At 60.1% G+C, this 24,418-nt stretch carries 19 protein-coding genes; 13 read left to right on the forward strand and 6 right to left on the reverse strand.

What is annotated here, in order from left to right:
* Positions 1-139: 139 nt before the first annotated feature.
* Complete coding sequence (locus QK296_RS27190) at positions 140-925, reverse strand: sulfite exporter TauE/SafE family protein (RefSeq protein WP_003190943.1); 786 nt, start codon at positions 923-925, stop codon at positions 140-142.
* 193 nt (positions 926-1,118) lie between these two features.
* Between QK296_RS27190 and QK296_RS27195 the strand changes: the two genes are divergently transcribed.
* The 3 genes from QK296_RS27195 (at position 1,119) to QK296_RS27205 (ending at position 2,928) form a co-directional block, all read left to right on the forward strand.
* A complete protein-coding gene (locus QK296_RS27195; protein ID WP_003190941.1) occupies positions 1,119-1,640 on the forward strand; it encodes a DUF3455 domain-containing protein in 522 nt (173 codons plus the stop codon).
* Positions 1,641-1,726: 86 nt separating this feature from the next.
* The gene (locus QK296_RS27200; RefSeq protein ID WP_032892062.1) at positions 1,727-2,257 is read left to right on the forward strand and encodes a sigma-70 family RNA polymerase sigma factor; all 531 of its coding nucleotides are present in this window, start codon (positions 1,727-1,729) and stop codon (positions 2,255-2,257) included.
* A complete protein-coding gene (locus QK296_RS27205) occupies positions 2,254-2,928 on the forward strand; it encodes an anti-sigma factor (protein WP_094775456.1) in 675 nt (224 codons plus the stop codon). The genes QK296_RS27200 and QK296_RS27205 overlap by 4 nt, the downstream gene beginning before the upstream one ends.
* Here QK296_RS27205 and QK296_RS27210 read toward each other — a convergent pair whose 3' ends face one another.
* Both QK296_RS27210 and QK296_RS27215 read right to left on the reverse strand, forming a co-directional pair.
* Positions 2,929-4,230 carry an ATP-binding protein gene (locus QK296_RS27210; protein WP_169855336.1) on the reverse strand — a complete coding sequence of 434 codons (1,302 nt, stop codon included), beginning with the start codon at positions 4,228-4,230 and terminating at the stop codon, positions 2,929-2,931.
* Between the two features lie 3 nt (positions 4,231-4,233).
* Positions 4,234-4,935 carry a response regulator transcription factor gene (locus tag QK296_RS27215; protein ID WP_003190934.1) on the reverse strand — a complete coding sequence of 234 codons (702 nt, stop codon included), beginning with the start codon at positions 4,933-4,935 and terminating at the stop codon, positions 4,234-4,236.
* Positions 4,936-5,106: 171 nt separating this feature from the next.
* On the opposite strand from QK296_RS27215, the gene QK296_RS27220 reads away from it, so the two are divergent.
* The 5 genes from QK296_RS27220 to QK296_RS27240 all read left to right on the forward strand — a co-directional run bounded on the left by QK296_RS27220 (position 5,107) and on the right by QK296_RS27240 (position 12,065).
* Complete coding sequence (locus QK296_RS27220; protein ID WP_003190931.1) at positions 5,107-6,249, forward strand: efflux RND transporter periplasmic adaptor subunit; 1,143 nt, start codon at positions 5,107-5,109, stop codon at positions 6,247-6,249.
* A gap of 6 nt (positions 6,250-6,255) precedes the next feature.
* Positions 6,256-9,354, forward strand: a complete 3,099-nt coding sequence (locus QK296_RS27225) for an efflux RND transporter permease subunit (protein WP_094775455.1) — start codon at positions 6,256-6,258, stop codon at positions 9,352-9,354.
* A gap of 509 nt (positions 9,355-9,863) precedes the next feature.
* Entirely contained in the window at positions 9,864-10,505 is a 642-nt protein-coding gene (locus QK296_RS27230; protein ID WP_003190927.1) for a DUF1345 domain-containing protein, read from the forward strand.
* 72 nt (positions 10,506-10,577) lie between these two features.
* Entirely contained in the window at positions 10,578-11,417 is an 840-nt protein-coding gene (locus tag QK296_RS27235) for an AraC family transcriptional regulator (RefSeq protein WP_169855334.1), read from the forward strand.
* Positions 11,418-11,471: 54 nt separating this feature from the next.
* Entirely contained in the window at positions 11,472-12,065 is a 594-nt protein-coding gene (locus QK296_RS27240; protein WP_003190925.1) for a LysE family translocator, read from the forward strand.
* 51 nt (positions 12,066-12,116) lie between these two features.
* Here the strand turns inward: QK296_RS27240 and QK296_RS27245 are convergent, their stop codons facing one another.
* The 3 genes from QK296_RS27245 to QK296_RS27255 all read right to left on the reverse strand — a co-directional run bounded on the left by QK296_RS27245 (position 12,117) and on the right by QK296_RS27255 (position 18,791).
* Entirely contained in the window at positions 12,117-14,381 is a 2,265-nt protein-coding gene (locus QK296_RS27245) for an autotransporter outer membrane beta-barrel domain-containing protein (protein WP_282392041.1), read from the reverse strand.
* 217 nt (positions 14,382-14,598) lie between these two features.
* Complete coding sequence (locus tag QK296_RS27250) at positions 14,599-16,668, reverse strand: hypothetical protein (RefSeq protein WP_241666035.1); 2,070 nt, start codon at positions 16,666-16,668, stop codon at positions 14,599-14,601.
* A 131-nt stretch (positions 16,669-16,799) separates the two neighbouring features.
* Entirely contained in the window at positions 16,800-18,791 is a 1,992-nt protein-coding gene (locus QK296_RS27255; protein ID WP_282392043.1) for a hypothetical protein, read from the reverse strand.
* Positions 18,792-19,034: 243 nt separating this feature from the next.
* Between QK296_RS27255 and QK296_RS27260 the strand changes: the two genes are divergently transcribed.
* The 5 genes from QK296_RS27260 (at position 19,035) to QK296_RS27280 (ending at position 24,209) form a co-directional block, all read left to right on the forward strand.
* Positions 19,035-20,096 carry a LacI family DNA-binding transcriptional regulator gene (locus QK296_RS27260; protein WP_169855332.1) on the forward strand — a complete coding sequence of 354 codons (1,062 nt, stop codon included), beginning with the start codon at positions 19,035-19,037 and terminating at the stop codon, positions 20,094-20,096.
* An 84-nt stretch (positions 20,097-20,180) separates the two neighbouring features.
* Entirely contained in the window at positions 20,181-20,963 is a 783-nt protein-coding gene (locus QK296_RS27265) for a TIM barrel protein (protein WP_003190919.1), read from the forward strand.
* Entirely contained in the window at positions 20,956-21,897 is a 942-nt protein-coding gene (locus QK296_RS27270) for a sugar kinase (protein WP_003190918.1), read from the forward strand. Before QK296_RS27265 ends, QK296_RS27270 begins: the two co-directional genes overlap by 8 nt.
* A 45-nt stretch (positions 21,898-21,942) precedes the next feature.
* Entirely contained in the window at positions 21,943-23,235 is a 1,293-nt protein-coding gene (locus QK296_RS27275) for an MFS transporter (protein ID WP_014718725.1), read from the forward strand.
* Positions 23,232-24,209, forward strand: a complete 978-nt coding sequence (locus tag QK296_RS27280; protein WP_003190915.1) for a bifunctional glyoxylate/hydroxypyruvate reductase B — start codon at positions 23,232-23,234, stop codon at positions 24,207-24,209. Before QK296_RS27275 ends, QK296_RS27280 begins: the two co-directional genes overlap by 4 nt.
* Positions 24,210-24,418 lie beyond the last annotated feature (209 nt).

The raw sequence follows: 24,418 nt of genomic DNA on the forward strand, positions 1-24,418 counted from the left end.
AGCCGCCGTCAGGGCGGAACCCTAAGTGGCCGTTACCGCAGGAATGGATATGTACTCGGTATAACGGTGTCGACTGTGAGGCCGCCTTCGCAGGCAAGCCAGCTCCCACATTTGGATCGTGGGGTGTCAGGCCACGTACTCAGAACGCCAACTTGTACCCCACCGCCATCAACATCACCGCCAGGCACGGCCGCAATACCCCATCGGGAATCTTACCCGTCATATGGCTACCCACGTAGATCCCCGGCAACGACCCCATCAGCAAAAACCCCAGCAAATGCCAGTCCATATTCCCCATGCTGGCATGGCCCAGGCCCGCCACCAAGGTCAGGGGCACCGCATGGGCAATCTCGGTGCCAACCAGGCGCCGCGTGGCCAGGAACGGGTACAGAATAAACAACGCCACCGTGCCCAGAGCGCCGGCGCCGATCGAGGTCAGTGCCACCATGGTGCCGAGGATCGCACCTGTCACGACAGTGAGCACATTCAGATTGCGCGGGCGCAGATGGTAGGAATCGCCAGCATGACGCTGGGCAAAGGCCAACAAGCTTTTCTTGAACAGGATCGCCAGGGCCGTCAGCAGCAATACCACGCCAAGGGCCTGCTTGATCACCGCGTTCATCGCGCTGGGGTCGGTGTGCAGGCTGGCCAGGAACCATAACGTCAGCAACACCGCCGGTACGCTGCCCAGGGTGAGCCAGCCAGTGATGGTCCAGTCGATATTCTTGTTCTTGCTGTGCACCAGCACGCCACCGGACTTGGTAATGGCGGCGTACAGCAGGTCGGTGCCCACTGCGGTGGCCGGGTTGATGCCAAACCACAGCAGGATCGGGGTCATCAGCGAACCGCCGCCCACCCCCGTCATGCCCACAATAAAACCCACTATCAGGCCGGCAACCACGAAACCAATATTACCTACATCCATTCCAGCTACCCGTGGCCTTATAAATTTCTGGCCGCAGGATAGCGATTTTTCTTATAACCACTTATACCGATGCGATCTGAGTTTATGCATTTTTGGAATCTAAGATTTTTTTTGCCAAGAACTGCATCCAAAGGGCGGGCCTGTGCCGTAGTCATCAGCGTAACCCTGCTGTTCTACCCAATGGAGAAACACCATGAACGCTAAAACACTGCTGTGCTTGACCGGTCTGCTCATCGCCGCACCGTCGGCGTTTGCCCAGGCGGGCCTGCCGGACAGCATCAAGGTGCCGGATGGCCACAAGCTGGCGATGCAAACCACCGGCGTCGGCGAAATCACCTATGAATGCCGCGACAAGGCCAACGCCGCCGGCCAGACCGAGTGGACCTTCGTCGGCCCCAAAGCCGTGTTGAACGACCGTAATGGCCAGCAGGTCGGCACCTATTTCGGCCCACCCGCCACCTGGCAGGCCAAGGACGGCTCGACCATCACCGGCACGCAATTGGCCGTGGCGCCGTCAAGCCCGGGTAACCTGCCCTATCAACTGGTCAAGGCCAACCCGGCCGAAGGCAAAGGTGCAATGAGTGGCGTGACGTATATCCAGCGGGTAGCGCTCAAAGGCGGGGTCGCTCCCGCTACGCCCTGCACCACGGCGAACAAAGGCGCCAAGGAAGTGGTGAAATACCAAGCGGATTACCTCTTCTGGGCCGCCAACTGAGCAAACTCAGCTACGCTGGCCAGGTAGGCGCGAGCAACCTCGCGCCTACCACGCGTAGACGTCTCCTCAGTGGCAGGAATTCTGGTTTGGCTGAAATCATCTTTGATTATGAAGTGTGCCTGTTAGCCTGCGCCCGCGGCGATCAACGCGCCCTGCACCAGCTCTATGAGCAGGACAGCAGCCGTTTGCTCGGTGTGGCATTGCGCATTACCCGCAACAAGGCCCTGGCCGAGGACATTGTGCATGACGCCTTTATCAAGATCTGGCATGGCGCGCGCAGTTTCGACCCCCTGCGAGGCTCCGCACGGGGTTGGGTGTTCAGCGTGACCCGCCACCTGGCCCTGGACGTGGTACGCAGCGCCGGACGTGACGTGCCGCTGGACGATCAGTACGAACCGCTGGCAGAGCCTGCCCAGGCTATCGAGTTTGCCGCACGCTCCGGGCAGATCCACCAATGCCTGGAACGGCTCGACCCGACACGCCGCACCTGCATCCTGCACGCCTATGTGGACGGTTACTCCCACAGCGAAATCGCGCAAAAGCTCAGTACCCCATTAGGCACAGTCAAAGCCTGGATCAAACGCAGCCTCACCGCCTTGCGCGAGTGCATGGCATGAACGACAGCCTGGATGAACTAGCCAGCGAATACGTGCTGGGGACCCTGCCCGCCGAACAGCGCGCGCAGGTGCAACAACGCCTGGCCCATGATGCGGCGCTGCGCGCACAGGTGGATGCCTGGGAGCAGCGCTTGTTGCCTCTGGTGGCGCTGGCGCAACCGGTACCGCCTTCGGCACAGCTGTGGCGGCGCATTGAACGCCGCATCAAAGCCCCCGAAACGAGCGTGCCGTGGTGGAACCTGCTGGCGTTCTGGCGCGGGCTTTCTGCCGCGGGGCTGATGGCAAGCGTGGTGCTGGCGGCTTTATTACTGACGCGCCCGCCCATGCCCGCACCCAGCTTCGTGGTGGTGCTGATGGCGCCACAAAGTCAGGCACCGGGCTGGGTGGTGCAGGCCAGTGATAATCAGCAGATCCAGTTGATTCCACTGGGGGTGATGGAGATTCCCGCTGACAAAGCCCTGGAGTTCTGGACCAAAGGCGATGGCTGGCAGGGTCCCGTTTCCTTGGGGCTGGTAAAGCCGGGGCAGACCTTGTCGATACCCCTGGACAAGCTGCCGCCGCTGGCGCCGAACCAGTTGTTTGAACTGACGCTGGAAGGGCCCAATGGCTCGCCCACTGGCAAACCCACCGGGCCAATTCACGGGATTGGCCGTGCAGTCAAAGTACTTTGATCACGAAAGGTTAGGCAGCCACACACGAAACCGCGCCCCGCCCAGGGGCGACGCCAGGGCCGTCAAGGTGCCGCCCTGGGCCTCCAGGGCGCGCCGGCTGATCGCCAGGCCCAGGCCAAAGCCGCCGGTGGCGCGGTCGCGGCTACGGTCCAGGCGATAGAACGGCTCGAAGATGCGCTCGCGCTGGTCCGCTGGTATACCGATGCCATCGTCGTCCACCCAGATTTCACAGCCTTTGGGGCAGACGCGCACGCCCACCTGGATGCGCTTGTCGCAGTAGCGCGTCGCGTTGCGCAGCAGGTTCTGCAAGGCTCGGGCGGTAAGGCGCGGGTCGAGGCTGAAGCGCTCCACGGCGCAATCGAGCACCACATCGATGACGATATCGGGGTTTTCCAGCTCATCGTCGACGCTGCCCAACACGCTGTCGATAAACTCATCGAGCGCCACCTCTACCCGCTCGGGCAATTGCGCCGGGTTTTGCAGGCGGCTGTAAGACAGCAATTCCAGCACCAGCTCATCTAGCTCCCGAATATGCGCCACCAGGCTTTGCAAGCGCTCCCGGCTGGCCGGGGGCATGTCTTCGGAAAGCGCCAGGGCCAGGCCGAAATCCAGGCGGGTGAGCGGCGTGCGCAGTTCATGGGAGACCGCATTGAGCAAGTCGCGCTGCTGGTTCAAAAGACGCTCGATGTCGTCGGCCATGGTGTCGAACACCGCCGCCAGGCCGCCGATGCTGGAGCTGGGTGCGAGCCCCGTACGCGCCTCCAGATGGCCCTTGCCCAATAACGCGGCGGTACTCTTCAAACGCTCCAAGTCACGCCAGTGCGGACGCAGCCACACCAGCAGGCACGCCAGCAAGGCGGCGCCGACCAGCACGTTCATCGACCAGTACAACAGGTTCATGTCCAGCGGGTCTGGCGGCACAGTCAACTTGACTGCGAACTGCTGGTTGATCGGCGAACTGATTTCTTCCATCCAGCCCCATTCGCCCAGGCGGATCACCGGCTTGCCTTGCTCCAGTAGCTGTTCTTCCTCAGGGGTATAGCGGGCATCCTGGCGCAGCAAAAGTTGCACCTTCAGCGGTGCAAAATCGTGGCTCAATTGGTCGGTCACCTGGGACCAGCGCTCCACCGGCGCCCGCTGGTACTGCTTGACCATGAGCTTTTGCAGGCCACGGGACTGTTCGATGTTGTAGTCCATGTAACGATGTTCGAACAGCTGGATCACCAGCTTGGGAATCAGGTAAATCGCGGCACTGTAAGTGACGATGGTGATCAGGTAGAGGCGCAGCAGTACGCGAAACATGCTTCAGCATTCCCACTCGGAACGGCTGAACAGATACCCCTTGCCCCACACCGTCTTGATCTTGCGCGCCTCGCCCGCATGGTCGTCGAACTTGCGCCGTAGCTTGGAGATGGCCACGTCCACCGAACGGTCGGTACCGTTGAACTCGATACCGCGCAGGCGTTGCAGGATCTGATCGCGGCTGAGTACTTCGCCGGCATGCCGGGCCAGCACCACCAGCAGGTTGTACTCACCGCTGGACAGCTCCACCGCTTGCTCGCGCCAAGTCACGGTGCGCTCGGACAAATCAATGCACAGGTTGCCCATGACGATCTGGTCGCTGGCCACCTGGGGTTCGGACAGGCTGCTGCGCCGCAGCAATGTGCGCACCCGGGCCAGCAATACACGCGGTTCACAGGGCTTGGTCACATAATCGTCGGCGCCCATTTCCAGGCCCAGTACCTGGTCGTGGCTGTCATCGCGGGCGGTCAGCATCAGGATCGGCAGGCCCGCCGAATCGGCGCGCAGCAAGCGGCACACCTGCAGGCCGTCGAGGCCCGGCAGCATCAGGTCGAGGATCACCAGGTCCGGTGGGTTCAGGCGGGCGCGTTCACGGACATGGTCGCCACGGCTGAGCACGCTGACGTGGTAGCCATTGCGTTCCAGGTAGCTGGCAATCAGCTCGGAGAGTGCGGCGTCGTCTTCCACCAGGAGGATGTTGGGCATGGTGTTTCCAAATAATGCGGTTTGTTGGTGTGTTGCAGGATTGTGCAAGGATATACGCCCCCGGCGCCCTGCGCGCCGTACCTTACACTTCTTCACAGACCCGCTACACAGCTTCACAGCACCACGGCGCAGGTGCCCCTAGGATGCGCCAGTCAATATTGGGATAAGAGCATGTCGAAGAATCTATTTGCGCCGTTTTGCCTGTTGGCCCTCACACTGGCGCTGAGCGCGTGTGGTCAGTCGGCAGACGAGGCGCCACAAATGCCCCTGGCCAAAGTGCGGATCGAAACCCTGCAGGCCAAGCCCCTCTCGATTACCAGCGAACTGAGCGGGCGCATCGCCGCACCGCGTATCGCCGAAGTACGCGCACGGGTCGCCGGGGTGGTCATGCAGCGGGTGTTCAACGAAGGCCACGATGTAAAACAAGGCGACGTGTTGTTCCGTATTGACCCGGCGCCGTTCAAGGCTGACCTGGACAGTGCCCAGGCCAACCTGAGCAAGGCCCAGGCCAATGCATTCCAGGCGCGCCTGCAAGAGCAGCGCTACAGCCAACTGGTTGAAGGCAATGCCATCAGCGGCCAGGAATACGACAATGCCCGCGCCACCTTGCGCCAGAGCAACGCCGAAGTCGCCGCTAACAAAGCCGCCGTCGAGCGAGCCAAGCTGAATTTGGGCTATGCCACCGTGACCGCACCGATTTCCGGACGCATTGGCCGCGCCCTGGTGACCGAAGGCGCACTGGTGGGCCAGAACGAGGCGACGCCGCTGGCGATTATCCAGCAACTGGACCCGATCCACGCCGACCTCACCCAGTCCACCCGTGAGCTGAACGACCTGCGTCGTGCGTTTCGTGCCGGCAGCCTGAAGCAGGTCGGCCAGGACCAGGCCAAGGCCACCTTGATCCAGGACGACGGCAGCCAGTACCCGTTGCCGGGTAAATTGCTCTTCGCTGACATCAGCGTCGACCCGGGCACCGGGCAGATCATCCTGCGCAGCGAGTTCCCTAACCCGGACCTCGACCTGCTGCCGGGCAGCTTTGTGCGGGTTCGCGTGGAACAGGCCGTCGACAAGCAAGGCCTCAGCGTGCCGCAACGCGCCATTACCCGTGACAGCGCCGGTATCCCGATGGTGTTGCTGCTGGACGCCGAGCAGACCGTCAGCCAGCAACCGGTGGAACTGGGCGCGGTGATCGACAATCGCTGGATCGTTACCAGTGGCCTCAAGCCCGGCGACCGCATCATCGTCGAGGGCCTGCAACATGCGCGCCCCGGTGAAAAAGTTGAAGTGGACGACAGCCCGCTCGTAAAGGAATAACCCGTCATGCCGCAGTTCTTTATTGACCGCCCGATCTTCGCCTGGGTGGTGGCTTTGTTCATCTTGCTGGCCGGTGCGCTGGCCATCCCGCAGTTGCCGGTGGCCCAGTACCCCAACGTCGCGCCGCCCAAGGTGGAAATCTACGCGGTGTACCCTGGCGCCTCGGCCCAGACCCTGGATGAGAGCGTGGTCAGCCTGATCGAGCAAGAGCTCAACGGCGCCGATCACCTGCTGTATTTCGAATCCCAGAGCAGCCTGGGCTCGGCGACCATTACCGCCACGTTCCAACCGGGCACCAACCCGGAAATGGCCCAGGTGGATGTGCAAAACCGCCTCAAGGCCGTGGAGTCGCGCTTGCCCCAAGCCGTGACCCAGCAAGGCTTGCAGGTGGAAAAAGTCTCCGCCGGTTTCCTGCTGCTGGTGACCCTGACCTCCAACGACGGCAAGCTCGATGACGTCGCGCTCAGCGATTACCTGGCGCGCAACGTAATGAACGAGCTCAAGCGCCTGGACGGCGTCGGCAAGGCCCAGTTGTACGGCGCCGAACGTGCCATGCGCATCTGGATCGACCCGCAGAAGCTGATTGGTTTCAACCTCACGCCGGCCGACGTCAACGCCGCCATCAGCGCCCAGAACGCCCAGGTCTCGGCGGGCAGCATCGGTGATCTGCCGGGTACTCACACCCAGGAAATCACCGCGGCGGTGCTGGTCAAGGGGCAACTGTCCACCCCGGCCGAATTCGCCGACATCGTGCTCAAGGCCAACCCCGACGGCTCCACCGTGCGCATCGGCGATGTGGCACGGGTGGAAGTCGGCAGCCAGGAGTACCAGTTTTCCACCCGCCTGAACGGCAAGCCGTCCACCGCCGTCAGCGTGCAGCTGTCGCCCGGCGCTAATGCCTTGAGCACCGCAACGCTGGTGCGGGCGAAAATGGACGAGTTGTCGCGCTACTTCCCCGCCAATGTGGAATACAAGATCCCCTACGACACCTCGCCCTTCGTGAAGGTCTCGATCACCAAGGTGGTCTACACCCTGCTGGAGGCCATGGCGCTGGTGTTTGCGGTGATGTTCCTGTTCCTGCAGAACGTGCGCTACACCTTGATCCCCACGCTGGTGGTGCCGATTGCGCTGATGGGCACTTTCGCCACCATGTTGCTGCTGGGTTTCTCGATCAACGTGCTGACCATGTTCGGCATGGTGCTGGCCATCGGTATCCTGGTGGACGATGCGATCGTGGTGGTGGAAAACGTCGAGCGGATCATGGCCACCGAGGGCCTGTCGCCCAAGGACGCGACGAAGAAAGCCATGGGCCAGATCACCGGGGCCATCATCGGTATCACCCTGGTGCTGGTGGCGGTGTTCCTGCCGATGGCGTTCATGCCAGGTTCTGTAGGGGTGATCTACCAACAATTCTCGCTGTCGATGGCCACCTCGATCCTGTTCTCGGCGTTCCTGGCCCTGACCTTGACCCCGGCCCTGTGCGCCACCTTGCTCAAGCCGATTGGCAAGGGCGAGCACCATGCCAAAGGTGGTTTCTTCGGCTGGTTCAACCAGCGCTTTGACCAACTCACCCACCGCTACGAAGGGTGGGTGGCCTATGCCCTCAAGCGCAGCGGCCGCTACTTGCTGATCTACCTGGTATTGCTGGTAGGCATGGGCCTGTTGTTCAGCCGCCTGCCCTCCTCGTTCCTGCCGGTGGAAGACCAGGGCTACACCATCACGGATATCCAGTTGCCGCCGGGGGCCAGCAAGAATCGTACGGTGCAGGTGGCCGAGCAGATCGAGGCACACAACGCAGGCGAGCCAGGGGTGGGTGATACCACCATGATCATGGGCTTCAGTTTTTCCGGTTCCGGGCAGAACGCGGCGCTGGCGTTTACCACGCTCAAGGACTGGTCGGAACGTGGCAGTGATGACTCCGCTGCCTCGATTGCCGATCGCGCCAACATGGCCTTCAGCGAACTCAAGGACGCGATTGCCTACGCAGTCCTGCCGCCACCGGTCGACGGACTGGGCACATCCAGTGGTTTTGAGTTCCGTTTGCAGGACCGCGGTGGCGTCGGCCACGCCGGGTTGATGGCCGCCCGTACCGAATTGCTGGACGCTGCAGCGAAAAGCCCGATCCTGGCCAACGTGCGCGAAAGCGCCCTGGCCGAAGCGCCGCAAGTGCAGCTGGAAGTCGACCGCAAGCAGGCCAACGCCTTGGGCGTTTCGTTTGCCGACGTGGGCAACGTGCTGTCCTCCGCGATCGGTTCGGCATATATCAACGACTTCCCCAACCAGGGCCGCATGCAGCGCGTGGTGGTGCAGGCCGAAGGCGACCAACGCAGCCAGGTGGCCGACCTGATGAAGATCCACGTGCGCAACAACGCTGGGAAGATGGTGCCGCTGTCAGCCTTTGTCCAAGCCAAGTGGACCCAAGGCCCGACGCAGTTGACCCGTTACAACGGCTACCCGGCCATCGCCATCAGCGGTGAAGCGGCGCCGGGGCACAGCACCGGCGAGGCCATGAACGAAATCCAGCGTTTGGTCAGCCAGTTGCCTGCCGGGCTGGGCCAGGAATGGACGGGTTTGTCGTTGCAGGAGCGCTTATCCGGCTCCCAGGCACCGCTGCTGTTGGGCCTGTCGTTGCTGATCGTGTTCCTGTGCCTGGCCGCACTGTATGAAAGCTGGTCGATCCCCACCTCGGTGTTGCTGGTGGTGCCGCTTGGCGTGCTGGGCGCAGTGTTGGCCGTGAGCTTGCGCGGGATGCCCAACGACGTGTTCTTCAAGGTTGGCTTGATCACCATCATCGGCCTGTCGGCGAAGAACGCGATCCTGATCATCGAGTTCGCCAAGGACCTGTATGACCAGGGCGAGGACTTGATCGATGCCACCTTGAAGGCGGCGCGTTTGCGGTTGCGGCCGATCATCATGACGTCCCTGGCGTTTATCCTCGGCGTGGTGCCCTTGGCAATTGCCACCGGGGCCAGCTCGGCCAGCCAACAGGCGATTGGCACCGGTGTGATTGGCGGGATGATCACGGCGACATTGGCGGTGGTGTTTGTGCCAGTGTTTTTTGTGGTGGTGATAAAGCTGGTGCGCAAGCGCCATAAACCAAACTGATCAACGCCGCAGCCAACCGTGGTGGCTTGCAAGTTGTAGCTGTGGACGGTAACCACGATGCGAAGCGAGCCGCTCTTGATCTTGCTCTTGATCTGCTTTTGATCTTAGGCGCCCCGTCAAACCACGCTGGCCGAACGCAGGCTTGAATTCGTGGGTAACCCGGCAGGACGCCGGGTTAGCCGTCCTGGGCCAAGGATGGCCCATGACGGCGGCCCACGGATTCAAGCCGGAGTGAGGGCACACCGAGCCTAGGCGAGGTGCCAAGTGGTGGGGCAAGAGCGTTTTGCTTACTTTTGCGCTGTTCAAAAGTAAGACGCCGTCAGGGCGGAACCCTAAGTGGCCGTTACTGCAGGAATGGATATGTACACGGTCCAACTGTGTTGACTGTCAGGCCGCCTTCGCGAGCAAGCCCGCTCCCACGCAAGCCCACACAGGGTTATTGAGTGCATTCATGATCAGGTACACCCGAATAAGCTATGGTGCTCACACATAGTTCTTTGTGAGCCACCATGCCCTTCCTCGCCCGCACCCACCCTCGCCTCTCATCAGCCGCCGTACTGGGCCTGGCCGTCGGCCTGCTGGTACCGGCCGACACCCTCGCCAGCAAAATCCTCATCGGCTGGAACGCCGGGGTCTGGACCTACCTTGTTTTGATGCTGTGGCTGACCATTCGCGCCAAGGCCGAGGACGTCAAGCGCATCGCCGAAGTCGAAGATGAAAACGCCGGCCTGGTGCTGTTCATGGTGTGCATCGCCGCCATCGCCAGCCTGGCCACCATCACCTTCGAACTGGTGGGCAGCAAGGACCTGGCGGCTTCCGAGCGTCTGCTGCACTACGGTTTTACCGGGCTGACGGTAATCGGCTCCTGGCTGCTGATCGGGGTGATTTTCAGCGTTCACTACGCCAGGCTCTATTACACCTGGCCAGGCAAGGAACCCGCCTTGCGTTTTGCCGAAGGCTTGCTCACCCCCAACTACTGGGACTTTCTGTACTTCTCCTTCACCATCGGCGTCGCGGTACAAACCTCGGATGTGGGCGTCGCCACCCGTGGCCTGCGCAAGGTGGTACTGGGGCAGTCGTTGATCGGTTTTTTATTCAACACCGCCATTCTCGGTTTTTCGATCAACATCGCCGCCGGGTTGTTTGGCTAGACTGCACAAACCTTCTAGACGCCCACCCGGCGTCTGCCGCTAATAGCCCTTCACTTTTAACCTCGGTGTTGTATGCCCGCGCGCAATTGGATCGACCTGTCCCAGGACGCCGACACCGGCATCGAGACCCTGCGCGCGCATTTCGAAGGCCATGCGTATGACCCCCATTGGCACGACAGCTATCTAGTAGGCGTGACCGAACAAGGCGTGCAGCAATTCAACTGCCGGCGCATGCGCCATGACAGCGTGCCGGGGCAGGTGTTCCTGCTGGAGCCTGGGGAACTCCACGACGGCAATGCCCCGACGGTCGACGGCTTCACTTACCGCATGCTCTACCTCGATCCACAGTGGCTGGAGCGGGAAATTTCCAGTGTCTTTGAGGAGGCACCCGCCCATCATCAACTGAGTTTCGCCAGCACCCTGGCCAGTGATCCGCGCCTGGCTCTGGCCACAAGCCACGCGTTTCAAAGCTTGCATCACGGTGAATTGCGGATCGTGCGGCAAAGCGCGCTGGATCAGTTACTGGAACGCCTCACCGGCCAGCTCTACTGGCGCATGCGCTACCGCGATGACCCACGTTTGCCGCAGGTGGCGCACAAGGCGCGGGAATACCTGCACGCCCATCTGCATCAGGACGTCGGCATGGATGAACTCGCGCTGACCTGCGGCGTCGACCGCTTTCGCCTGAGCCGCGCCTTCAAGAGCGCCTTCGGCCTGCCGCCCCACGCCTATCTGGTGCAACTGCGCCTGGCCCGTGCCCGATATTTATTGGCCAAGGGCGATCAACCGGCAGACGTGGCGATGGCCCTGGGTTTCGCTGACCAAAGCCATTTGGGCCGCTGGTTCATGCGGGCTTACGGCCTGACGCCGGCTGCGTACCGCAAGCGCTGCACATATCTTCCAGACCGATAACCCGCAGGCTTGTAAAGATGGACTTCCTTGAAGAGTTCACTGGAGTCCCCCGCTATGCTGTCCACCTTCGTGCCTTTCATGCTGTTCGCCTTTGTCGCCTCCATCACCCCCGGCCCGACCAATATCCTGGTGCTCAGCAACAGCGCCCGTTACGGTTTCAAGGCTGCGCTGCCAATCATCATGGGGGCTTGCGTTGGGGCATCGGGGATTGTGCTGCTGGTGGGTTGCGGTGTGGGTCAGTCATTGGTGCAACTGCCCAACGTGCAAACGGCGATGCAGTGGGCCGGTGTGGCTTGGCTGAGTTACCTGGCCTGGCAGATCTTCAGGGCGCCAGCCCAGGCCATCAATGCCGATGACACGCAAAAACCCTTGGGCCTGTTGGGCGCCGCGGCCCTGCAATTGATCAACCCCAAAACCTGGATGATGGCACTGGCGGTGGTCAGTGTGTTCGCTGGCCAGGGTGGGCAGCGCCAGGTGGTGTACCTGTCCCTGGTGTTTTTCCTGATCGCCTTGCCCTGCCTCGGCGCCTGGGCCTTATTGGGTGCCGGGTCTAGCCGCCTCTTGCGCTCCCCCAGGACCGTAGGCGCATTCAACCGAGTCATGGCCTTGCTGCTGTTGGGCTCAGCCTGGCTGAGTGTGCTGATCTGAAGGCGAAAAAAAGGGGAAGCCTAGCTTCCCCTGTTCGGGCGGATGAATGAATCAAAAGTCGTAACGCACGCCGAAGTTGACACCCCATGGCTGGTCGACGGTTTTACCACGTGTATGCTCGAGGTCCGCATGCAGCTTGACGTTCTGAGTCACCGACATCGCCACACCACCGGCCATTTCAATGCGCGAACCGAATACATCGTTGTTGAAGCGCTCGCCGTTTACCGTGACCTTGTTGTTGTGATTGAACTCATGGGCCAACGCAGTACGCAAGTACGGTTGCAACACACCACCGCTGTCCAGCTGGATACTCTTGCCCACCGTCACGCCTGCCTTGCCCACGACCGAGGCCGAACGGTCACCTTTGGCGTGCAGGCCATTGTCCAAATCGTAACTCTGGGCCTGGGTGATCGCCGCGTTGAGTTGCCCGTAGGGTTCAACGAAGTAACCGTCATCGAGCTTGATATGCCGACCCACTTCCACCGAAGCCCCCACGGCGTTCTGGGTGTAGTTGCCCTTGGCTTTCTTGCCGTCGCTCATGCTCACGTTGACTTCGTTATGCAAGCGGTTGAGCTTGACCACACCGTCGAAATACAGGCCGCTCTCGTCATCGAGCCACGTGGCATAACCGCCCACGTAGTAGCTGTCGACCGTACCGCCACCGGAACGGTTGAGGTCGATATCGGACGTACTGTGACCGGCCATCACACCGGCTACCCACTGCCCGTCGCCACCGTACAGCGGCGTGTCGATACCCAAGGTAAAGCCGCGCTGGTTCTGCGTGTAGCCACCACCATCCTGATTGCCGCTGACCTCGTACTTGTTGCCGTAGCCACGCATCCAGAAACCTTCGTTGTTGCCTTGGCTGAAGCGCAGCTCACCCATGCGGGTACGCAACAAGGTCATCTCGCCGTACAACACCGTGGGCGAGGTGTTGAACAACGCCATTACCGCTTTGGTGCTGTTGCTGGTGCCGCGACGGTTAGGGTCCAGGTACCAGTCGGTATCTTCCTGCTTGAGCCCGTAGCTGTAGGCACCTGCGTCAACCGATCCACCGACCAGGGCAAACTGCGCATCCCCGCCCTCGGTGCTGACCACGCGTATCGGCTCGGCCGTCGCCAACTCTGACCCCGTGGCCGCCAGCAACAGGCTGTGGTTACCTTCGGCGATGCCATTAACGGCGAGCAAGTCGGTCTGGCCGCTGCCAAAGTCCGTGTGCATCACGAACGTGCCATCGCCCGACAGGCTGTCGACATCCAACCGGTAGAACTCATTAGGCCCACCAAAATGCACGCTGCCACCCGCCATTTTCAGGTCGCCGACTTCGCTGTCACCCACCAGTGCCCAGTGGGAGGCGTTGTTCACGCTTAACTCGGCCACGTTTTTCAGCTGGCCGGTCAACCACGAGCCGTTGTTGAGCTGCAACTTGGCGGTGCTGCCCTCCTCGACCACGACGTCACCGAACAAGGTACTGCCGTCGACATTCATGTTGGCGAAGGAGCCGCCGGTAACTTCGAGGATGTTGCCGTTGCCGCCCTTGAGGGTGGCACCGTTGCGCACATCTATAGTTGCATTAGCCGGTGTACCCGCCTTCGAGCTTTCGACCAGAATGGCTGCGCCCGCTTTCCCTTCTACGTATGAGCCATCAAGTATCAATGCAGCTGGCACCTCGGGGCTGCGGTCCATATCCATCCGCACGCCATTGAGCTCACCGGTGATGGAGCTGTCGATCGCAATGGCTTGACCGAACAGATACAGGCCCACGCCATTTTCGCCCGTACCTGCAACGTCGGTTTGGTAGAGCGCCAACGCGCTGTTACCACCTACACTGACGCCACGCGTGGTGCCGGTGATGCTGCTGTTGAATACCGAGGCAATCGCCCCCTCGTCACTGCCAATCGGACGAGAAACGACCAGGCCGGTGCCATTAGTGTGGGTAAGTGTGCTGTTCTTGAGTGACAGCGTCCCGCCACTCATGAACACTGCTGCCGGTTGTGTCGCCCGCGCAGTGATCTCGGCGCCATCAATATTCACGTTCGAATTGAATGCCGTGATGTCTTGGGTTTTGCTGCCTGGGTTAACGGTCAAGTTCGCAGACTGTGCACGGATTTGTTTGGTAGTGGCACCTTCCACGGTGAGGCCTGAGCCGGGCTTCAATTCGAAGCTGTCAGGCGGAGGGCCAGGCCGGACGGTTTCATTCGGCCCGGTAACCACTCGCGCTTCGGCTATACCCGACATCAGCACCACTAAAGAGACCGCGTTTGCCTTCAAAGCGAAGCTTAACGGGTTGAGTTTAAAATTGAATATTGACGACATCAGGACCACCCTCTGGGTTTGGCATTTCCGATTGAAGAAATTGGCCGGTACCAAAAGCGCGGAACCATGCCAATCAAGCGGTGCCCAAACTACCCAGAGGCGTTCCCTGTTTATGTAGGATAAGTCTTAAGTCGACAGTTTCAATATCGACAAATAGGGTGAGAATATATGTGGATCCAGGGAGCAGCTGCTGCTCCCTGGCCGTTGCCGCAACCATTCAGGGCGCCGCGGGTACCGGCGTGTTGTCGCAGTAGGTGGGAGAGGCGCCGGATTTGATCGAGCGTGACAAATGCAGAGCGTCACTCGATGTCAAAGGCCCAGTTGGCAATTGAATGGTGTAATTGATCCTTGCCGCACCCATGAGACGTGTGCCTTGGTGAGGCTGAATCAATTTCATAATGGTTGAGAAAGGCCCCAGGGTCACTTCAAACCCCTGCGAAATCATAAGCGGAGTCAACGCCGGGGAGTTTGTAAACCCCGCTGCGGCGGGCACCTCAGTCGTACCGGTATTGTCGCTATAGCCCTTCCAGTCCACACGCACCACCATGAACTCCTCGAAGAAGCGCGACGGCGGAATAAAAACCGTGATATTCCCATTCGCATTCAAAGGCCTGACGGTATTGCAGTTGATCACGCCTGGAGGACCGCCAATCAACTCTAGGTTTCGGACCTCTGGCATGGCAAGGGACTGAACATTGGCCTGTACATCAACCGACGTGACCTCAGACTCCTGCCGATTCGTACCGGTTGCCGTACCGATGGTGTAATACACCTGTTTCAGAGGCGGCGCGTTGCCATGCTTGGCGATAATCGCCCATGGAATCTGTAGCGGCGGAGTGACCGGATCGCCTGCCACGCCCCCCGTAATTGGCCGAGTGGCGACGAGGTCTCCCTCGTAGTAAAGCCGAATGACAAAGTCCTCGGCGTCCGGGGTCGGGCTTGCATCCCACAACGTGATGTGGGCATTGGCGGGCCGATTGGCGTGTGCAGGCAAGAGTTCGTTGTCATTCCCTTCCACCCCACCAGCGTCTACCCCCTTGATAACAACGGGGTAGAGGTCGGCGTTTGTCAGGTCTGGAGGATTGGTAGGGGCGGGGCCGACTACGTGCAGATTCAAGTTGATGACCGTCGACGGCGCCGCGGGGTAAGTGACGGACCGACGTCTGACAACATAAGTGACCGTCAGCGGCAAGTCGCCCGTCGACGCGCCATACAGGCTTTGCAGAATATGAATGGGAACAGTGATAGGCACTGGAAAGCTTGTACTGCCCAACGAAGTGCCGGGAATGGTTTCAGTCGCAATGCTGGTCGAAAGTGTCAGGTCAAAAATATCACCGTCATTTCCCCGCTCAAAATGCTGATACTCGGAGATGCGCACAATCATTCCCTGGTCAATGGACGCATCGACTCGGTCAAACAGGTTATCTCCAGGGAATGCCCTGCCGATCAAGGGTTGTTTCAGGTTGGTCGGTGCCGACAGCAAGGCTACATCCAACCGCAAAGCCGAGGACAACTGACTGGGATTGCGAGCTGCGTCCAATAGCTGATATCGAATCGCAACGTAACCATCAGGTCCTGCCTCGACAACACTCTTGGGCAATGGGAACCTCAAGTCCGTCACAGGCCAATCCACGTCGCTGGAGGCTGTGTCAACGGCATAGGGCGTGTCTGAATCGTTGTAGAACGCTCGTATCGTGTCGCCCGGCTCACGTCCGTCGGCAACATAGTCCGGAATTGACAAAAACAACCGATCATTGGGGGCGGCCGGGAAATCGGCTTCGTCGATAGGCAACGTCACGCCTGCCGGGACAATAGGCGGGGGCGGAAAAAGGATTGGAGATTTTGCATAGGGTGCTTCAGTGTCGACAATCAGCCGCGTCGAAAATGATTCACTTAAGTTCGGAACACGGCGGATATATACCTCATACTTAATATCCCAGTGGCCAGGCGGACGTCGGCCTCGGGCGATATTGGTGGTGACAAACAATTCTGGCAAAGTGGCGTCAAAGTTGTGTTCGAACGTGAGGAACGGGCCCTCATACTCAGCGTCATCTACCGGCTTTATAAACACATAAACAATATCAGGAAGTGCCGGGTCGGAGCTGTAATCTTCCCAGCGAGGTATGCGCAACTCCATTTGCTCGGCCAACGCCTGCTCCCGATAAATTAGCCCTGGGTAACCAGGAACAATATCGAATTCTGCCGGCGGCAACTCCGACAAGATAGCCGGCGGTGACTCTCCATCTGGATTGAGCTTGGCAAAATAGTCTCGCGTCTTTTTGTCCATCATTAACCTCCAACATTCACAAGGTGGGCGACGAACAACAGCAATAAACTATTCGTTTAACCCTATTAGGTTTTCACACCGCTTCAGCCATTAAAACCATCGCTTACTCGCCGCACGTTTCGAGTACTAATTTAGTTTGAATCGACACAATCATTTCTTATCAGCGAGGGCACACCGTCACTTGTGCAATGAACGACATCGCCTGCCTGGCAGAACCCACCCGCGGGATAAGCCAGATCAACCCTGAAACGCCGCAGGATCGACTCTCCGATTTTGCTTCTACCGCGCCACACCTCATACCAGGCGACCGCAGTACTCTGAAGGCGCAACGAATACACCACTGGATCGAAGGGCATGACCGTAAAATCCAACCCATTGACTAAATCCGCTGGCGTATCAAAGGTCTTGCTTTGAGTAAACCTACTGTCTTGCACAATGGGATCCACCCAACCATTGTTGTTGTAGCCATGGGTAAAAAATCGCACTTCGTCGTTCACTTGAAAATCGCCATGGGACACGACTTTCCAACTAACACCTGCAAATATCTCCGGGGATGAGCAACACGTCAGAAACGTACCCGTGCCACCGATAAGCGTGTGCTGAATAACCGGAGTAGGAAAGCTGAGCAGCGGCCCCGTATTAACATCAACTTCAGTATTTCTGGACTGTTGCTGGTTAACCCCGTTATCGGTGATGTAATGTACGGGCAACGACGAGTCAATGATGCCCTCCATGACGCCCCAAGGAATAACGCTGGAGAATACCAGTTGGCCGGCGACCTCCCCGACTTGGACCGTCTTGGTCGCCACCGGCCCGATACCATTCCAGAAGAACCGCAATACTTGGCCTGGCTGTGGGTCGTCGTAGAGAAACACACGGGCACGAGCGCCAACATCCTTGTCTCTAAGGTCAACCAAATTGGCCTCATCTGACACCAACCCGCGCACTTCAGCCAACGGCAAAGTAGGGTTAAGCAATGCGGGCGCTCCCGCATGGTCTTGCGCCGCCACGGTGAAGTCCTGCCTGATACGCCGCCCAAATGAGGGGTAGCTCACCAGACCACGGATAATCTCGTAACGTATCCGGATCTCTTCTGCCACCAAGACAGGCAATGGCCCCCTCAGGATGGACCAAGGAATGGGTACCTGTGTTTCGACGCCATCTGACACCGGGACATCCGGCACCGGCCGTTCGTTCCAATAAACCCGACATTGATCACCCGCGGCCCAATTGGCATAGGGGGGAACCAGCACCACCACTCCAGCTCGCGCGTCATCTCGCTTGATGAGAGTGTCGTCATAGGCTGGCGGCATGACAGTAGGCGCAGGTAGAGGTACGCCTGGGCCCGCGATCAGGTCCAACACAAAGGGTAAGCCGGCGCTACGCGTACTGAAATTACCAGCCTCGTCGAATACTTGGTAAAAGATGTAGGCTTGCCCGTTGTTCAGGCGACGAAATCCGGCAGCCGGTAACTCGCAGATCAGCGGGTCCGAAGTGTTTACCAGTACATAGTCACCGTCAGGCGCAGCGGCAGCTGGGTTCGGGCTGTTGGATAGAACCATTTCAATGCGATCATTGCGCTCTCGCCCTCGATAAGGCGGAACATTGAAGCGCACCGGGTCATTGCCCGCCAAGTAGGCTTCATCGACACCCGTGGTGGGCGGACTCACAAAACTGAGTTGGTCATCCGGCCTGAGCAGTTCTGGTGATTCCAAATCAATAGTTAACGTGACCTTCGGATCAAGCTCGCTGGTCTGCCCCTCCGAGTCTGTCACACGATAATAAAGCTCCACCGAGCCTGAACGCTCTCGAAGCATGGCCAATGGCACATGCATTTGCACAAATGCAGGCAGCGGCGGCGGTGGAGCATCAATCAGTTTCAGGTCGGCCTGTCTTTCAATACCGTCTCGCAACCAGAGAAGTTGCACTCTGTGGGGGGTATCCAGCGGCTCTGGGGCCGGGAGCCACATAGGTATCCTGACCAACAGGGGCGCAAGCGTCAGTGAAACCGGTACAAGACCGTTGGGGTCGAGAGGGTCGACACCTGGAATGTCCATGGGTCCCAGCGCAAGTACGCCGCCAATGCGCGCTCCAGAAATATGAGTCAATGTTGAAATGGACATACTCTTTCCTCTTTCGATGATGAGTTCCTGGAGCGCTTCCACCCATCACGTTGTGAGAAAGTAAACGCCAACCCCTTCTTTTTGGGTACTGTCAGAATTAACAGGTTGTGGGTCCCATTCGTCGGTTTTATCCAAGCATTGCTCCGTGCCAATAGCGAAGATTAGCTTGACGGCTTCTTGGACTTGGTGTTCCCTGAAACCGGTTTCAGCGCAACCCCAAACTCCAATAAGAAAGGCTTTACCGTGACTTCATTCTCCGCCGCCCAGCGCAGCCGCGTGACCATGCTCGACGTCGCCGAGCGCGCCGGTGTGTCCAAGGCCAGCGTGTCGCGCTTTATCGGCGATGACCGCGCGCTGCTCTCCGATGCCATCGCCCTGCGCATTGAACAGGCCATCGACGAACTCGGCTATCGCCCCAACCAGATGGCCCGTGGCCTCAAGCGTGGGCGCACGCGCCTGATCGGCATGCTGGTGGCGGATATCCGCAACCCCTATTCCATTGCGGTGATGCATGGCGTCGAAACCGCCTGCCGCCAGCACGGCTACAGCCTGGTGGTGTGCAATACCGACCGCGATGATGAACAGGAGCGCCAACACCTGGCGGCGCTGCGCTCTTACAACATCGAGGGCTTGATCGTGAACACCCTCGGTCATCACCTCGACCAACTGCTGGAACTGCAACGGGAAATGCCCCTGGTGCTGGTGGACCGCAAGGTCGAGCCCTTGCACAGCGACCTGGTGGGGCTGGATAACCCGGCGGCAGTGCGTATGGCGATGGACCATCTGGAACAGCAGGGTTACCGCGAGGTGCTGCTGGTGAGCGAAACCACCGACGGCACCAGTTCACGCCTGGAACGCCTGGCGAGTTTCAACATCGAGATTGCTAAGCGCCCGGCGTTGAAAGGCGCCGTGGTTGAACTGGATGGCGAACTGGAAAACCGGCTGCAAACCTTTCTCGCCAAACCCGGCCCCAAGGCACTGTTTTGCGCCAACGGCGTGGCAGCACTGGCCTGCACCCGTGCGCTCAAGGCCCTGGGCTGCGACCTGTTCGGCGACGTGGGCCTGATCGCCCTGGATGACCTGGACTGGTACCCGCTGGTGGGTAGCGGCATCACCGCCCTCGCCCAACCGACGCAAGCGATTGGCGCCAGCGCTTTTGACTGTTTGCTCAAGCGCCTGCGCGGCGACACCGCACCCACCCGCACCCTGGATTTTTTACCCGAGCTGATTATCCGCGGCTCGACCCAATCCCCTGTGGGAGCGGGCTTGCTCGCGAATGCGGTGTGTCAGCCACTTCCAAGCTGACTGACACACCGCATTCGCGAGCAAGCCCGCTCCCACATTTTGTTCTGCGCATGAAAATGAAACCGGTTTCAGAGGTAAACAACAATGCATAAATACCCCGTCTCCATCAGCCTTTCCAGCTACGGCGCCGACCTGGTTCGCCAGCAGGGCCAATTGAGTTTTGTCGCGCTGCTGAGCGCCGCCGGTGCCCAGCGCATTGAATGGCGTGAAGAACTGCTCACCACCGAGCAACCGGCTGAGTTGGCCCTGGCCGCTGCAGAACAAGGCCTGGAATCTGTCTTTTCCTCGCCCTTGGAGCTGTGGGTCGCCGGCCGTGCCCAGCCCAATGCCGAGCTGGCCGCGACCCTGGACCGCGCCCAGGCCTTTGGTTCGGGCTGGTTGAAAGTGTCTCTCGGTTACTTCACCGACACCAACGATCTGGAAAGCCTGCACGCCCTGCTCAACCGCCACCCGGTCAAGCTGCTGGTGGAAAACGACCAGACCCTGCACGGCGGGCGCATTGAACCGATGCAACGGTTTTTTACCGAAGTCGAACGCCTGGGCCTGCCGGTGAAAATGACCTTCGACATCGGCAACTGGCAGTGGCAAGACCAATCCGCGCTCACCGCTGCGCGGTTGCTGGGCCGGCATGTGGATTACCTGCACTGCAAGGCCGTGGCCCGTCGCGCCGATGGCAAGCTGGTGGCCTTGCCGCCGGGCGCCACCGACCTGCATCTGTGGGAACAACTGCTCAAACACATGACTCAAGGTATTACCCGGGCGGTGGAATTTCCGTTGCAGGGCGACGACCTGATCGAAGTCACCGCGCAACAGGTCGCGACCCTTGCCCGCCTTGGCCAACCCCATGTGGAGAACGCCCATGTCTGAGATCGATATCCTCTCGTTTGGCGAAACCATGGCGATGTTTGTCGCCGAACAGACCGGCGACCTGGCCCAGGTCGGGCAGTTTCACAAACGCATTGCCGGCGCCGACAGCAACGTCGCCATCGGCCTGTCGCGCCTGGGGTTCAATGTGGCCTGGCTGAGCCGCGTGGGTAACGACTCCCTCGGGCGTTTTGTAGTCGACACGCTGACCACGGAAGGGATTGATTGCCGTCATGTGGCCGTCGACCCGCTGCACCCCACCGGGTTTCAACTCAAGTCGCGCGAAGAGGCCGGCGCAGATCCTCAAGTGGAGTACTTTCGCAGAGGCTCGGCGGCCAGCCATTTGTCCATCGCCGACATCAGCCCCACGCTGCTGCAAGCGCGCCATCTGCACGCTACAGGGATTCCACCGGCATTGTCCGATGCCACCCGTGAACTCGCCTTTGAACTGATGAAGCAGATGCGCAACGCCGGACGCAGCGTGTCATTCGACCCGAACCTGCGCCCTTCGCTTTGGGCCAGCCAAGCGCAGATGATCCGCGAAATCAATGCCCTGGCCGCTCTTGCTGACTGGGTCTTGCCGGGCCTGGGTGAAGGCCGCTTGCTCACCGGCTACGAGGATCCGGCGGATATCGCTGCGTTCTATCTCGACCAGGGCGCCGAAGCCGTGGCAATCAAACTCGGCCCGGAAGGTGCCTATTACCGCACCCAGATGGACCAGGGTTTTGTCGCCGCAGTCAAGGTGGAAAAAGTCGTGGATACCGTGGGCGCCGGCGATGGCTTTGCGGTGGGCATGATCAGCGCCCTGCTGGAAAACTCAAGCTTCCCCGAGGCCGTACAACGCGGCAACTGGATCGGCAGCCGCGCCGTGCAGAGCCGTGGCGATATGGAGGGTTTGCCGACCCGTGCTGAATTACCCACCCGATCCGTTGCGTGACCCATTACCTGTTGCCACAACTACAACAAGCTCAGGAGCAACCCCATGGAAACCGTGAAACTCGCCACCCGTCGCTGGTGGTACATCATGCCTATCGTGTTTATCACCTACAGCCTGGCCTACCTGGATCGCGCCAACTACGGCTTCGCCGCCGCGTCCGGCATGGCCGAAGACCTGATGATCACGCCGGGCATGTCTTCGCTGCTCGGCGCGCTGTTTTTCCTTGGCTACTTTTTCTTCCAGGTACCGGGGGCGATCTACGCGCAAAAGCGCAGCGTCAAGAAACTGATCTTCGTCAGCCTGATCCTCTGGGGCGGCTTGGCCACGCTGACCGGCGTGGTGTCCAACGCTTACATGCTGATCGTCATCCGCTTCATGCTCGGGGTGGTCGAGGCCGCCGTGATGCCGGCCATGCTGGTGTACCTTTGCCACTGGTTCACCCGGGCCGAACGCTCGCGGGCCAACACCTTCCTGATCCTCGGCAACCCGGTGACCATGCTGTGGATGTCGGTGGTGTCGGGCTACCTGGTGCAGCATTTCAGCTGGCGCTGGATGTTTATCATCGAGGGCCTGCCGGCAGTATTGTGGGCGTTTATCTGGTGGAAGCTGGCCGATGAGCGTCCCAAGGATGCCAAGTGGCTGAGCGACGCCGAAAAGCACAGCCTGGAAACCGCCCTGGCCGCCGAGCAGGTGGGGATCAAGGCCGTGAAGAACTACGCCGAGGCGTTCCGTTCGCCCAAGGTGATCATTCTCGCCTTGCAATTTTTCTGCTGGAGCATTGGTGTGTACGGCTTCGTGCTGTGGTTGCCATCGATCCTCAAGGCCGGTTTGCAGATGGACATGGTCGAAGCCGGCTGGCTCTCGGCGCTGCCGTACCTGGCAGCGGTGATTGGCATGCTCGTGGTGTCCTGGGGTTCGGACAAGCTGCAAAAACGTAAGCGTTTTGTCTGGCCGCCGCTGTTGATTGCGTCGATTGCCTTCTACGCGTCCTACGTGCTGGGCGCCGAACATTTCTGGTGGTCCTACACCCTGCTGGTGATCGCTGGGGCGTGCATGTATGCACCTTACGGCCCGTTTTTCGCCATCGTCCCGGAGATACTGCCGGCCAACGTCGCCGGTGGCGCCATGGCACTGATTAACAGCATGGGCGCCCTGGGCTCGTTCGGCGGCTCGTACCTGGTGGGTTACCTCAACAGCAGCACCGGCTCGCCCGGCGCTTCTTATCTGCTGATGAGCGGCGCGCTGCTGCTTTCCGTGGTGCTGACGATTTTCCTCAAGCCCGGCGCCAGTGACCGCTCGCCGGCGCCAACCCTGGAATTGAAGGTAAAAACCTCATGAAAAAGTCTGTCGTGCTGTACAAAAAACTCTCCGCCCCGCTCATGGCTCGTCTGCATGAGCAGGTCGAGGTCACGCTGATTGACGCACTGGATGAAACCGGCCTGGCCAAGCTGCGCGATGCCCTGCCTACCGCCCACGGCCTGCTGGGGGCAAGCCTGCGCCTGGACGCCCGGCTACTCGACCTGGCGCCCCAGCTGGAAGCCGTGGCCAGCGTCTCGGTGGGCGTCGACAACTACGATATCGACTACCTGACCGAGCGCGGCATCCTGCTGAGCAACACTCCGGATGTGCTTACCGAAACCACTGCCGACACTGGTTTTGCGCTGATCCTGGCCACCGCGCGGCGCGTGGTGGAACTGGCTGACATGGTGCGTGCCGGCCAGTGGAACAAAAACATCGGCCCGGCGCATTTTGGCAGCGATGTACATGGCAAGACCCTGGGCATCATCGGCATGGGCCGCATCGGCGAAGCCCTGGCCCAGCGTGGGCATTTTGGCTTCGGCATGCCGGTGATCTACCACAGCCACTCGCCCAAGCCGGCGGTTGAGGCACGCTTTGGCGCGCAGTACCGCAGCTTGCAGGGCTTGCTTAAAGAGGCGGATTTTGTCTGCCTGACATTACCGTTGACGGCTGAAACCGAGAAGTTGATTGGCGCCGAGGAATTCGCGCTGATGGGGCCAGAGACGATTTTTATCAATATCTCGCGAGGCAAGGTGGTGGATGAGGCGGCGCTGGTGCAAGCGTTGCAGCAACGCACTATCCGCGCGGCGGGGTTGGATGTGTTTGAGAAAGAGCCGCTGGATCATGCGTCGCCGTTGTTGCGGTTGAATAATGTGGTGGCTACGCCGCATATCGGCTCGGCCACTCATGAGACGCGGGAGGCGATGGCTAAGTGTGCGGTGGATAATCTGCTGGCGGCACTGGCTGGCGAAAAGCCGGTAAACCTGGTGAATCCAGGGGCATGGGGGCGCTGACACAACAAAAGAGCAAACGTGGGAGCTGGCTTGCCTGCGATGACGGCGTGAAAGCCAACGCCTATCTACCAGACAAACCACGATCCAACTGTGCGGGCTTGCTCGCGAAGGCGGCCTGGCGGTCAACACAGTTGGATTGTGTACATATCCATTCCTGCGGTAACGGCCGCTTAGGGTTCCGCCCTGACGGCGGCTCACTTTGCAAAAGC

The organism is Pseudomonas sp. AL10 (genome assembly GCF_029960685.1).
In the GTDB taxonomy this organism is placed as follows: domain Bacteria; phylum Pseudomonadota; class Gammaproteobacteria; order Pseudomonadales; family Pseudomonadaceae; genus Aquipseudomonas; species Aquipseudomonas lactis.